This is a genomic window from Roseitalea sp., assembly GCF_984466335.1.
Genome location: NZ_CFIFWG010000093.1, coordinates 1 through 11,849, shown reverse-complemented (window position 1 = coordinate 11,849; position 11,849 = coordinate 1). Strand labels below are relative to the sequence as shown.

General features: G+C 66.7%; 11 protein-coding genes. 8 read left to right on the top strand and 3 right to left on the bottom strand.

What is annotated here, in order from left to right; all coding sequences use genetic code 11:
- Positions 1 to 214 precede the first annotated feature (214 nt).
- Positions 215 to 1,300, top strand: coding sequence for a porin (locus AC5E6L_RS09725; protein WP_491772919.1), 1,086 nt, complete (start codon positions 215 to 217; stop codon positions 1,298 to 1,300).
- A gap of 439 nt (positions 1,301 to 1,739) precedes the next feature.
- Positions 1,740 to 2,375 (top strand): site-specific integrase, encoded by a 636-nt coding sequence (locus tag AC5E6L_RS09720; protein WP_491230688.1) that lies wholly within the window; start codon positions 1,740 to 1,742, stop codon positions 2,373 to 2,375.
- A 47-nt stretch (positions 2,376 to 2,422) separates the two neighbouring features.
- Here AC5E6L_RS09720 and AC5E6L_RS09715 read toward each other — a convergent pair whose 3' ends face one another.
- Positions 2,423 to 4,483, bottom strand: a complete 2,061-nt coding sequence (locus AC5E6L_RS09715) for a lytic transglycosylase domain-containing protein (RefSeq protein WP_491772917.1) — start codon at positions 4,481 to 4,483, stop codon at positions 2,423 to 2,425.
- A gap of 227 nt (positions 4,484 to 4,710) precedes the next feature.
- On the opposite strand from AC5E6L_RS09715, the gene dapA reads away from it, so the two are divergent.
- Together dapA and smpB are read left to right on the top strand one after the other, a co-directional pair.
- Positions 4,711 to 5,622 (top strand): 4-hydroxy-tetrahydrodipicolinate synthase, encoded by a 912-nt coding sequence (gene dapA / locus AC5E6L_RS09710; protein ID WP_491772915.1) that lies wholly within the window; start codon positions 4,711 to 4,713, stop codon positions 5,620 to 5,622.
- A 24-nt stretch (positions 5,623 to 5,646) separates the two neighbouring features.
- Positions 5,647 to 6,126, top strand: a complete 480-nt coding sequence (smpB, locus tag AC5E6L_RS09705; protein WP_491230774.1) for an SsrA-binding protein SmpB — start codon at positions 5,647 to 5,649, stop codon at positions 6,124 to 6,126.
- Positions 6,127 to 6,151: 25 nt separating this feature from the next.
- Here the strand turns inward: smpB and AC5E6L_RS09700 are convergent, their stop codons facing one another.
- Both AC5E6L_RS09700 and AC5E6L_RS09695 read right to left on the bottom strand, forming a co-directional pair.
- Positions 6,152 to 6,799, bottom strand: a complete 648-nt coding sequence (locus AC5E6L_RS09700; RefSeq protein ID WP_491772913.1) for a uracil-DNA glycosylase family protein — start codon at positions 6,797 to 6,799, stop codon at positions 6,152 to 6,154.
- A 2-nt stretch (positions 6,800 to 6,801) separates the two neighbouring features.
- Complete coding sequence (locus AC5E6L_RS09695; RefSeq protein ID WP_491230772.1) at positions 6,802 to 7,392, bottom strand: LabA-like NYN domain-containing protein; 591 nt, start codon at positions 7,390 to 7,392, stop codon at positions 6,802 to 6,804.
- 174 nt (positions 7,393 to 7,566) lie between these two features.
- On the opposite strand from AC5E6L_RS09695, the gene rpoZ reads away from it, so the two are divergent.
- The 4 genes from rpoZ (at position 7,567) to acpS (ending at position 11,816) form a co-directional block, all read left to right on the top strand.
- The gene (rpoZ, locus tag AC5E6L_RS09690; protein WP_491772911.1) at positions 7,567 to 7,941 is read left to right on the top strand and encodes a DNA-directed RNA polymerase subunit omega; all 375 of its coding nucleotides are present in this window, start codon (positions 7,567 to 7,569) and stop codon (positions 7,939 to 7,941) included.
- A gap of 371 nt (positions 7,942 to 8,312) precedes the next feature.
- Positions 8,313 to 10,586, top strand: a complete 2,274-nt coding sequence (locus AC5E6L_RS09685) for a RelA/SpoT family protein (protein WP_491772909.1) — start codon at positions 8,313 to 8,315, stop codon at positions 10,584 to 10,586.
- A gap of 202 nt (positions 10,587 to 10,788) precedes the next feature.
- Positions 10,789 to 11,409 (top strand): DUF2062 domain-containing protein, encoded by a 621-nt coding sequence (locus AC5E6L_RS09680; RefSeq protein ID WP_491772907.1) that lies wholly within the window; start codon positions 10,789 to 10,791, stop codon positions 11,407 to 11,409.
- Positions 11,406 to 11,816 (top strand): holo-ACP synthase, encoded by a 411-nt coding sequence (gene acpS, locus AC5E6L_RS09675; RefSeq protein ID WP_491772905.1) that lies wholly within the window; start codon positions 11,406 to 11,408, stop codon positions 11,814 to 11,816. The genes AC5E6L_RS09680 and acpS overlap by 4 nt, the downstream gene beginning before the upstream one ends.
- Positions 11,817 to 11,849 lie beyond the last annotated feature (33 nt).

Genomic DNA, 11,849 nt, shown 5'->3' with positions numbered 1-11,849 from the left:
GGCCCGAAGGCGCGCACATGCAGCCGCAGCCCGTCGCGCGCCGAAACGAACAGGCTCTCTCCGGGATCGAACGGGGGCGGGGCGAAGGCTGGGGACACGGCACCGGACGCAAGCGGGAGGGTGGACCCTCTTAGCGCATGGACGGGGCCGGTTTCCAGTGCCGCCCCGGCCGGCCGCCGGTCACGGGCGATCCGCGCTTGACTGGAGGTCAATTATGAAGATCAAGAGCCTTCTTCTCGGCTCGGCGGCGGCAATGGTGGCGGTCTCGGCCGCCAACGCGGCCGACATCGTCATCCCCGAACCCGAAATGGTCGAATATGTCCGCGTGTGCGATGCGGCCGGCGACGGCTATTTCTACATCCCCGGCGGCGAGACCTGCCTGAAGATCTCGGGTGAAGTCGTCTATGAGTTCAACTTCAGTGACAGTGACGTTCTTGGAACCAGGGACCAGAACACAGGCGTCTTCACGGTCACCGATCCGGATGGTCAGCAGGGTTGGGAAGCCGAGTACGAGATCTCGCTCGACTTTGAGACGTGGCGCGACACCGAATATGGTGAGCTTACCACTTCGATCCAGTTGGGCGCCGACGACGACAACGTTTCCCAGACCGAAGACTTGCTCGGCGATGCCAACGTTCAGGTCAACGAGGCGTTCATGACGCTTGCGGGCCTGACGGTTGGTTACACCGATTCCTTCTATGCCGTTGGCTTCGGTGCCTCGGACCTGGACGCTGATGGCCCTGACACAGGTCTTGTCGCATACACGACTGATTTTGGTGGCGGCTCCTTCACTTTGTCGATCGAAGACGATGGCAATGCCGACTGGATGCCGGCGATCGTTGCGGCTGCGGAATTCACCTTCGATCCAGTCACCGTTTTCGGCGCTGTGGTCTATGACGATACGACCAATTTCTTCGGTGGCGCCGTAACGGCCGAGTACACCTCCGGCCCGATCACCATCGATGCGGGCGTCCAGTATTCCGGCGATTCCGATCCAGCAACCGTTGCGAATACCATTGTTCTTCCAACCGCCTATTCTACCGGTTATGAATGGGTTTTCGGCATCGGCGCGGAATTCGAGGCGACCGAAAAACTGACCCTTTCCGCCGGCTTCGACTATGGCGTTAACCAATATGCGACGGTCATAACTGCGGCAGACAATTCCGGTACCGACGATGATTGGATCATCGAAGTGGGCGCCGACTTCGAGGTCACCGATGGATTTACCATTGGAGCCGAAGCCGACTTCGACGAAGGCGGCTGGGACGACGCTGAAATGAGCTTCACGGTTTCGTTCTAAACTGATGGGCGCGGCTCTCTAGCCCGATTCAGTCATCACAACTGAGCCCGGCGGTCTCCCGCCGGGTTTTTTCTTCAAGCGATCTATCGGGTGGGGTCATGTCGGCCGGTTCGATTTGACAATGGAGCAAGAATGAAAAACAGATCAATCCTGAATAATCCACCCGGAATCCATGTCTGTAGATATACATTCAATTTACGAAAGATATCACAGCGTATTGTGGGAAGAAGCTCCGCATAAGCGCAATGTCGAGGCATTCATTTTTGAAATTGACCGTTTTATAAGATCAAACGAAATCGCGAGATTTGATGACGATCTTGTCGATCGATTGATCGTTCACTATCGTAGGGAAGGTAATTCCAACGCGACGATAAACAGAAAGCTGGCCGCATTCTACAAACTGTTGCGAAAAGCGGAGCGAGCAGGGCTGATCAAACGATTGCCGACATATGTCCGCCTGCCGGAAAGGAACGCCCGCATCCGGTTCCTGACGCCGGACGAGGAACGGGTTCTGCTCCGGAAGCTTGGCGGCCGGGACATGATCTACCGGCACTTGTGCGTTTTCCTGACGGACACCGGCGCGCGGGTCGGCGAGGCGCTCGGCCTCAAGCACGGCGACGTGCACGGCGGCAAGGCGACCTTCTGGGTCACCAAGTCGGGCCGCAGCCGCACCGTTCCCCTGACCGACCGCGCCGTCCGCGTGCTCGCCGATCAGGCGCGCCGGCCGGGCGGGCCGTTCCTGCATGTGAGATATCAGCGGTTCCGCTATCACTGGAACGCCGTCAAGAAGGAGATGGGGCTGAAGGACGACAGGCAGTTCGTGCCCCACATGCTGCGGCACACCTGCGCCTCGCGGCTGGTGCAGGCGGGCATCGACCTCAGGCGCGTGCAGGCCTTTCTCGGCCACCGCACGATCCAGATGACGCTGCGCTACGCCCACCTTGCGACCGACGATCTCGATCAGTGCGTGATCGCCCTGGACCGGATCAACGCCAAGGCCGAGTGGCCTGCGCCGGAAAGCGCTCCGTCCGGGAGCGCCGAACGCTCGGAAAAGCAGGTCAAATCGGTCGCCTGACGCCATGCAAGCAGGGCGTGCGCGCGTCCCGGTGATGCCGATACGGCCTACCCCGCGCGGCCTGTCAGGTCGGCCGCGATCGTCAGCGGCAGGCCGAAGCGCGCCTTGTAGACGGTCAGGTTCTCCATCACCCTCTGCACATAGCGGCGCGTTTCGGGGAAGGGGATCTGCTCGATCCAGTCGATGGTCTCGTCGAGCGACAGCCCGGACGGGTCGCCGAAGCGGCCGATCCAGTCGCGCGCCCGGCCCGCCCCGGCATTGTAGGCGATGAAGGTCAGAAGGTAGGAGCCGCCGAACCGGTCTCGCTGCTCGTCGAGATAGTGCGTGCCGAGCAGCGCGTTGAAGGCCGGGTCGGCGGTCAGCCGCCCCGCGCTGTAGGACAGTTCCATCCGGCTCGCCACATCGCGCGCGGTCGAGGGCAGCAGTTGCAGCAGTCCGCGCGCATCGGCGCGCGAGACGGCGTTGGTGTCGAATTCGCTCTCCTGGCGGGCGACCGCATAGGCGAGCGCGCGGTCGGCGGGCGCCATCAGCCCGCTTGAGGGGATGGCGCCAACCGGGTGCGTCGCAAGGCCCAGATCGTGGCCGCGCCATTGCCCGCGCTTGGCGACCCTGAGCCCGATCGCGTGGTGGCCGGCGGCCGCGGCATGTTCGGCGAGGGCGGCAAGATGTGCCGGCGTGCCGAACGCGTCGGCCAGCCCCAGATAGAGCGTTTGCAGATGGCGTGTGCGGCCCGTCGCGCTCTGCCGCTCGACGGCGGCGAGGACCGGCGCGGCGGCAAGGTCAGCGCGCGCTGCGTCCGTGTCGGGCACGGCGCCGATGGCGAGCCGGTCGTGCCCGAGGGCCTGCGCGGCGAGCTGGCCGTAAAAAGCGGTCGGAAAGGCGGCGGCGCGTCGGAACCGGCGTTCGGCCTCGACCCGGTCCCCCTTGGCCAGCGCCGTCCGCCCCAGCCAGTAGGCGGCGCGCGCCCGCGAGGACGGGCCGACCGCGATCGCCTCGATGGCCTTGAAATGCGGCCGTGCCCGCTCCGGATCGCCCAGATCCCGCAGCGCGTACCAGCCGGCGTGGAACGCCGCGTCGACGCGCGTGGCCGCGCTGCCGCCGCGATGGCGCTCCACGATCCGGTAGGCGCGCTCGGCCATGCCGCGTTCGCGCAGCGAGCGTGACACGATCCGCCGCTCGTTCCACCACGCGTCCGGGCTGGTCAGCGCCGCCGGGTCCGATGCCACCGCGTCGAGCAGGTCCGCTGCGTCCTCGAAACGCTCCGTGCGCCGCAAATGCTCGATGCGCAGGTAAAGCCCCGCCTCGGTGTCGAGCAGCGCGTCCGGGACGTCCGCGATGATCCGGTCGGCGTCGGGGGCGCGGCCGATCACGGCCGCCCATGCCCCGTGCAGGCCGGCCATGCCGGCCGCCTCGGCCACGCGGCCTGCGGCGGCGATGCGTTCGCGCGTCATCATGTTGAAGTAGCGGGCGCCATGATCCCCGGACGTCAATATGCCGGCGAACAGGTCGAGCACCTCGCGTTCGATCGCCTCCGACAGGACCGCGCCGCGCCAGTGCGGCGCAAGAAGCGCGCGCGCGGCATCCGTGTCGCCGGCGCGCGCATGGCTCTTGGCCAGCGCATAGGCCGCCTCGAAGGTCCGCGGCGGGGAGGTGGCGAACGCGGCGCGCAGCCCGGCGTCCCCGGGCCGGCCGCGCGCCAGCGCCCGTTCATGATTGCGCGCGAGCGCGGCCTGACCGGGCCAGCGGGCAAGGCGCTCCATGGTCCGCGCGATCTCGCCTGCGCCGACCTCCCGGTCGCCGGACATTGCCAGCGTCCAGTCGGTCAGGTCGCGATCGAGGGAGCCGGCGGGCAGGACCTCGCCAATCCGGCGGGCATCGGCGATGCGGCCGTCATGGATCGCCTCCAGCGCCATGCCCAGCCGCGCCAGGGCGGCCGCTTCGGCCGTCTCCGCCATTGGCGGAAGGCTCGCGGTCGTCACCGGGGCGGTGCCGGCGCCGGCCGCGACCCGTTCGCCGCCCGGTCCGGTCGTCGACAGCGCGCCAAGGCCCGCAAGGGTTGCCATGCCCAGCGCGGCGAGGCCCGCCATCAGATTGTGGTTGAACGCCATCTTACTCCTATGCCAATCGCGCGTGGCCGCAATGCGACGAGCCTCGACCCGCACGGTAAATCGACGGTTAACGAAACGGGGCGGTCGATGGCCGCCAACATCCGCGCGCCGCTTGCCCGCCGCGCCGTCGATGCATATGGTGCGCCGACCTTCCGGGGAACGTCGTGCGGTTGACGCACGCCGAAACTGTTTGCGCGGCGCGCCGCGCCATGATTGGAGCACGGGCCATGACAGACGGGCCGACCGTTGAGCGCAGCCGCATCCGCGGCTCGATGACCGCGCTCGTAACCCCCTTCGATGCGGCCGGCGCGGTCGACGAGGCCGCGTTCCGCGCGCTCGTCGACTGGCAGATCGAGCAGGGCACCCGGGTGCTCGTCCCGGTCGGGACCACCGGCGAATCGCCCACGCTCACCCATGACGAGCACAAGCGGATGATCGCGCTCTGCGTCGAGCAGGCGGCCGGCCGCGTGCCGGTGATGGCGGGCGCGGGCTCCAACAACACCCATGAGGCCGTCGATTTCGCCCAGCACGCCGAACGGGCCGGCGCCGACGCCGTGCTCAGCGTGACGCCCTACTACAACAAGCCCGGCCAGCGCGGGCTCTATGCGCATTTCGCGGCCATCGCCCAGGCCGTCGACATTCCGGTCTTCATCTACAACATTCCGCCGCGTTCGGTGATCGACCTTCTGCCCGAGACGATGGGGCGGCTTGCCGGCGATTTTCCCAACATCTGGGGCGTCAAGGATGCCACGGTGCGCATCGAGCGCGTGTCCGAGCAGCGCATGGCGTGCGGGCCGGACTTCATCCAGATCTCCGGCGAGGATTCGACCGCGCTGGGCTTCAACGCCCATGGCGGCGTCGGCTGCATCTCGGTGACCGCCAATGTCGCGCCGCGCCTGTGCGCCGAATTTCAGGGCGCGATGGCCGCCGGCGATTTCGCCGCCGCGCTCGACTTTCAGGACCGGCTCATGCCGTTGCACAAGGCGCTGTTCGCCGAGGCGGGCGTGTCGGGCGCCAAATATGCGCTGTCGCGCCTGGGCCGGATGCACAACGCGCTGCGCTCGCCCATGGTTCCCGTCGAAGCCGCCCACGAGGCGCTGATCGACGATGCCATGCGTCACGCCGGCCTGTTGAACTGACGCCCGGCGACCGACCCGCTAGCCATGGCCGCACCGAAGAAGGACCGGACCGCCCGCACGCTCGTGGCGGACAATCGCAAGGCGCGCTTCAACTACGAGATCGGGGACGTGGTCGAGGCGGGCCTCGTGCTGCGCGGCACCGAGGTCAAGGCGCTGCGCAACGGCGAGGCCAACATCGCCGAGAGCTACGCCAGCTTCGAGGATGGCGAGATGTGGCTGATCAACAGCCACGTCCCCGAATATCTGGAAGCCAACCGCTTCAACCACGATCCGCGCCGGCGCAGGAAGCTGCTTTTGAGCAGGCGCGAGATCGCCAGGCTGGTCAACGCGACCGACCGCGAAGGCATGACGATCGTGCCGCTCCGGCTCTATTTCAACGATCGCGGCCGGGCCAAGCTGGAGCTTGCCGTCGCGCGCGGCAAGAAGCTGCACGACAAGCGCGAGACCGAAAAGAAACGCGACTGGAACCGCGAAAAGGCGCGGTTGCTGCGGGAGAAGGGGTAAACCTCCGCGCCGGCGCGCCGCGCGATCACCTTCGGCCGGCGATCGACGAGCAGCGGCCCACCACATCGTCCAGCATCGCCCCGGTCAGCCGGCCCGTGTTCATGTTGTAGCGCGAGCAATGATAGCTCGAAACGACGGTCAGTCCGCCGATGGCGGTTTGCCGGCCGTGCCCGAACGGATGCCTGCCCGCCGGCTCGCCCAGCGCGCGTATCGTCGATTCATGGGCGACCTTGCCCAGCGTCAGGATCGCGCGCAGGCGCACCGGACGCTGAATCGTATTTTCAAGAAACGGCCGGCAGTTGTTGATTTCGCTGGCGACGGGCCGGTTTCGCGGCGGCACGCAGCGCACCGCATTGGTGATCGCGGTGCCGATCAGTTCGATGCCCGCGCCATCGGCGCCCGGCTCATGGCCGCGTGCCAGCCCGTGCGGCTCCAACGCCGCGAACAGGGCCGCGCCCGACGCATCGCCCGTAAACGCCCGCCCCGTCCGGTTGGCGCCGCGCAGGCCCGGCGCGAGCCCGACGATCAGCAACCGAACCGAATCCGCGCCGCCCGTCGGCAGCCAGGTCCGCACCGGGCCATTGTGCCAGTCCAGTTCGCGCGCGCGCCAACTGGAAACGAACCCTGAAAGACGCGGGCAAAGCCGACAATCGGCCGGCGGATCGAGCGCCATTGTCAGTCGTCATGGACGTCGTCCTCGCCGTCCTCGCCGCCATCATAGCGCGGCGCGGCCCGCTCGGACGGCGCCCGGCCGATTTCCGGCTGAAGCGTCTTCAGGTCGATGAAGTGATCGGCGTTGCGCCGCAGATCGTCGGCGATCATGGGCGGTTGGCTGGCCATGGTCGACACCACCGAAACCTTGCAGCCGTTTTGTTGTAGCGCATCGACCAGCACGCGGAAATCGCCGTCGCCGGAGAACAGGACGGCATGGTCGATCGACCGCGACAATTGCATGGCGTCGATGGTCAGCTCGATGTCCATGTTGCCCTTGATCTTGCGGCGTCCGGTCGAGTCGGTGAATTCCTTGGCCGGCTTGGTGATGACCTTGTAGCCGTTATAGTCGAGCCAGTCGATCAGCGGGCGGATCGACGAATATTCCTGATCCTCGATCAGCGCGGTGTAATAATAGGCGCGCATGAGATAGCCGCGCTTCTGGAAATGTTCGAGCATCTTGCGGTAGTCGATGTCGAAGCCAAGCGCCTTGGCGGCGGCGTAAAGGTTCGCGCCGTCGATGAACAGGGCAATCTTCTCGCGTTGGTCGAACATGCAATCGTCCCTTCATGAAAACGGTTTCAAGTATGCTGGCCCGCTTTCCATGAGTTGGCGGCAAAATCAAGTCGGCCGCCCGCCGCCGACCGCATCGCCATGCTTGCGCGGCCATGCGGCGGCGTGTATAGCGCTTGCGATCCCGACACGACCATTTTCGCCAAAGGAACGCCCATGGCTCGCGTGACCGTCGAAGACTGCATCGACAAAGTGGAAAACCGTTTCGATCTGGTCCTGCTCGCCGCCCATCGCGCGCGGCAGGTTTCGCAGGGCGCATCGATCACCGTGGATCGCGACAATGACAAGAACCCGGTCGTCGCGCTGCGCGAGATCGCCGACGAGACGCTGGCGCCGGGCGATCTGGAAGAGGATCTGATCCACTCGTTGCAGAAGCATGTCGAGGTCGACGAGCCCGAGGCCGAACTGGGCGAGGCTGCCGAAACGCCCGATGCGCCCGAGCAGATCGCCTTCGGCGGCGCTCAGATGAGCGAAGAGGAATTGCTGGCCGGCATCGAGGGCCTCGTTCCGCCGGAAAAATCGGACGACTAGAGCGGTTGGTCTTGAGCTGGAATCGTCTGAGCGCCGGGATTTTGTGATCCGGCAAGGCGCGCGCAACGCCGCCCGGAGCGCAAAAGGCCAAGCGCGGGCAACGTGCGGCCCTTACGCGACCTCAATCGGGTGCCGGCCTCCGGCTCGGATGTCTTTTCCGCCGCCGGCACCATCAAAAGCCTCGCGCGATCGTCGGATCGCGCTGCGGTCTTTTCCTCGCCGCGGCGAAAAGCCCTGTCCACCAATCCGCTCCCATCCAAAGACAAGGCGCCCTTGGCGGACCCGTCCGGCATGACTATGGCGGTCTTGCGTGACTATATTGAGCGCGTGGGCGACAAGGCCCGCGCGCTTTTTCATGAGGTCGCCGTCCGATGATGCGCCAATACGAGCTTGTCGAGCGTGTCCAGCGCTACAAGCCGCAGGTCAACGAGGCCCTTTTGAACAAGGCCTATGTCTACGCCATGAAGAAGCATGGCGGGCAGACGCGCGCTTCGGGCGACCCCTATTTCTCCCATCCGCTCGAAGTGGCGGCCATCCTCACCGACATGCGCATGGACGAATCGACCATCGCCGTCGGCCTGCTGCACGACACGATCGAGGACACGTCGGCCACGCGCGTCGAGATCGAGGACATGTTCGGCGAGGACACGGCCCGCCTGGTCGAGGGGCTGACCAAGCTCAAGCGGCTGGATCTGGTCTCCAGGAAGGCGGCGCAGGCCGAAAACCTGCGCAAGCTGCTGCTCGCCATCGCCGAGGATGCGCGGGTTCTTCTGGTCAAGCTGGCCGACCGGCTGCACAATATGCGCACGCTCGACTTCGTGCGCGAGGACAAGCGCGCGCGCATCGCCGAGGAGACGATGGACATCTATGCGCCGCTCGCCGGCCGCATGGGCATGCAGGACATGCGCAACGAACTCGAAGAGCTTGCCTTTCGGCACCTGAACCCCGAGGCCCATGCGACCGTGTCCGACCGGCTCAGGCAGATCGCCGCGCGCCATGCCGGCCTGCTCGGGGAGATCACGGCGACGCTGCGCGGCCTTCTGGCGGACAACGGCATTCACGCCGAGGTGGACAGCCGGCGCAAGCAGGCCTGGTCGGTTTTCAAGAAGATGGAGACCAGGGGCCTGTCGTTCGAGCAGCTGTCCGACATTTTCGGCTTTCGCGTCATCGTCGGCACCGAGGACGAGTGCTACCGGGCGCTGGGCGTGGTCCACCGCAAGTGGAACATGGTGCCCGGCCGCTTCAAGGACTATGTCTCGACGCCCAAGCAGAACGACTACCGGTCGATCCACACGACGATCGTCGGCCCTTCCAAGCAGCGCGTCGAGTTGCAGATCCGCACGCGGCGGATGCACGAGGTGGCCGAATATGGCGTCGCCGCGCATGCCATCTACAAGGACAACGGCGCGCTGGCCAATGGCGATGCGCGCCCGAGCGGCAGGGCCGACCAGGCCTTTCAGGACACCAGCGCCTATGCCTGGCTCCGGCGCACGATCGAATCGCTTTCCGAAGGCGATCATCCCGAGCAGTTCCTCGAACACACCAAGCTCGAACTGTTCCAGGATCAGGTCTTCTGCTTCACGCCCAAGGGGCGGCTGATCGCCTTGCCGCGCGGCGCGATCCCGGTCGATTTCGCCTATGCGGTGCACACCGATATCGGCGACAGCTGCGTCGGCGCCAAGATCAACGGCCGCATCATGCCGCTGGTCACCCAGCTTCAGAACGGCGACGAGGTGGAGATCGTCCGCTCCTCGTCGACCGCCCCGCCGGCGGCCTGGGAGGCGCTAGTCAAGACCGGAAAGGCGCGCGCGGCGATCCGCCGTGCGACGCGCGCCGCCGTGCGCAGGCAGTATTCCGGCCTCGGACACCGCATTCTCGAACGCGCCTTCGAGCGCGCCGGCCGGCCCTTCTCGCGCGACATCCTCAAGGACGGGTTGAGCAGGCTCGCGCACACCGACGTCGAGGACGTTCTGGCCGCGGCCGGGCGCGGCGAACTGGCCTCCGCCCATGTGATCAAGGCCATCTTTCCGGACTTCCAGGACGAGAAGCCGTCAACGCCCGCAAGCGCCGAACTGCTTGGCGAGGGCTGGTTCAACCTCACCGACGCGTCCGGCATGATGTTTCGCTTTCCCGGCAGCGCCGGGGAGCCCGCCGGCGGCGCGGCGCGCGCCGGCCCCGAGGCCGGCGGAGGCGACCGCATCCTGCCCATACGCGGCGCGGCGGGCGACCTGCCGGTGCGGTTTTCGCCCGAGGGCGCGGTTCCCGGCGACCGCATCGTCGGCATCTCGACGCCGGGAAAGGGCATCACCATCTATCCGATCCAGTCGCCGGCGCTGGCCGCCTATGACGACCAGCTCGACCGCTGGATCGACGTGCGCTGGGACATTGACGTGGCCAACCGCACGCGTTTTCCCGCCCGGATCGTCGTCACCGCGATCAACGCGCCGGGGTCGCTGGCCGAAATCGCCCATCTGATCGCCCGCAACGACGCCAACATCCACACGCTGGCCATGGTGCGCACGGCGCCCGATTTCACCGAGATGATCTTCGACCTGGAAGTGTGGGACCTGCGCCATCTGACCCGCCTTCTGGGGCAGTTGCGCGACTCCGAGGCGGTTTCGACCGCCGAGCGCGTGAACGGGTGAGCGGCGCTGGTTGGTGGCCGCCAACGGGCCGCGACGAGCGCGCCCCGCCTCGTTTCGGCCTTGCTGTCGGCCCGGTTGGCGACGTCGGCGCTTGAAGCGCGGCTGGCGCGCGCGTATCTGCGGGCGATCGCCTGTTCCATAGCGCGATCTCGCACATGACGATCCGGCGCGCCACCGGTGCCCGGAGAACGGAAGCCCGCCCATGATGTTCAAGCGCCGCCAGCAGGAAGATCGGTTGACGCGTCTGCGCGTATCGGTCCTGCCGCGGCGCAATTACGGGCGCTCGATGCGCTATTATGCCAAGCGCGTGTTGCGCATTCGCGCAACGCCCCATGCCATCGCCGCCGGTGTCGCCGCCGGGACATTCGCATCGTTCACCCCGCTGATGGGCTTTCACTTCCTGCTCTCCTTTCTTCTCGCCTTCCTGATGCGCGGCTCGATGATCGCCGCCGCGTTCGGAACCGCCATCGGCAATCCGCTGACCTTTCCGATGATCTGGGCCTCGACGCTGGCGCTCGGGCGCTGGGTGCTCGGCATCGAGGGCAACGGCGCCGACGGCGCCCGCTTCGGTGCCGTTTTTGCCGAGCACGGCTTTGCCGCCCTTTGGGGGCCCTGGATCCTGCCCATGGTGGTCGGCGGCGTGCCGATCGGGCTGGTGGCCGGCGTGCTGATCTATATGCCCACGCGCATGGCCGTCGCCGTCTTCCAGACGCGCCGCGCCGCGCGCCGGGCCCAGCGGGCGCTTGCCCTGCAACGGGTGCATGCGCAGGAGGGCGGCCCGGCGCCCGGTTCGGCGCCGCACCGCGGGCGCCTTGCATCATGATCATCGGCCTGGGCAGCGACCTGATCGACATACGTCGTGTCGAAAGGACATTGGAAAAGCATGGCGCGCGTTTCATCGCGCGCGTCTTCACCGACATAGAGCGCGACAAATCCGAACGCAGACGCATGCGCGCGGCCTCCTATGCCAAGCGCTTCGCCGCCAAGGAAGCCTGCGCCAAGGCGCTGGGCACCGGCGTGCCGCGGCGCGGCGTGCATTGGAAGCACATGGGCGTGGTCAACCTCCCCAGCGGCAAGCCGACCATGGCGCTGACCGAGGGGGCAGCGGTGCGGCTGGAGGAGCTGCTGCCGCCCGGCACCGAAGCGCAGATCGACGTCACCATCACCGACGACTACCCGCTCGCTCAGGCGATGGTGATCATCTCGGCGGTTCCGTCTCGCGACGACTAGCGCTATATGCTGCCCCGCCGTTCGGGCAGTCCC

Bases quoted from the DNA above. Each gene is read 5' to 3' on its own strand.
- AC5E6L_RS09725 (WP_491772919.1), top strand. From the start codon at position 215: ATGAAGATCAAGAGCCTTCTTCTCGGCTCGGCGGCGGCAATGGTGGCG.
- rpoZ (WP_491772911.1), top strand. From the start codon at position 7,567: ATGGCTCGCGTGACCGTCGAAGACTGCATCGACAAAGTGGAAAACCGT.
- acpS (WP_491772905.1), top strand. From the start codon at position 11,406: ATGATCATCGGCCTGGGCAGCGACCTGATCGACATACGTCGTGTCGAA.
- AC5E6L_RS09695 (WP_491230772.1), bottom strand. From the start codon at position 7,392: ATGTTCGACCAACGCGAGAAGATTGCCCTGTTCATCGACGGCGCGAAC.
- AC5E6L_RS09685 (WP_491772909.1), top strand. From the start codon at position 8,313: ATGATGCGCCAATACGAGCTTGTCGAGCGTGTCCAGCGCTACAAGCCG.
- AC5E6L_RS09700 (WP_491772913.1), bottom strand. From the start codon at position 6,799: ATGGCGCTCGATCCGCCGGCCGATTGTCGGCTTTGCCCGCGTCTTTCA.
- AC5E6L_RS09715 (WP_491772917.1), bottom strand. From the start codon at position 4,483: ATGGCGTTCAACCACAATCTGATGGCGGGCCTCGCCGCGCTGGGCATG.
- dapA (WP_491772915.1), top strand. From the start codon at position 4,711: ATGACAGACGGGCCGACCGTTGAGCGCAGCCGCATCCGCGGCTCGATG.
- smpB (WP_491230774.1), top strand. From the start codon at position 5,647: ATGGCCGCACCGAAGAAGGACCGGACCGCCCGCACGCTCGTGGCGGAC.
- AC5E6L_RS09680 (WP_491772907.1), top strand. From the start codon at position 10,789: ATGATGTTCAAGCGCCGCCAGCAGGAAGATCGGTTGACGCGTCTGCGC.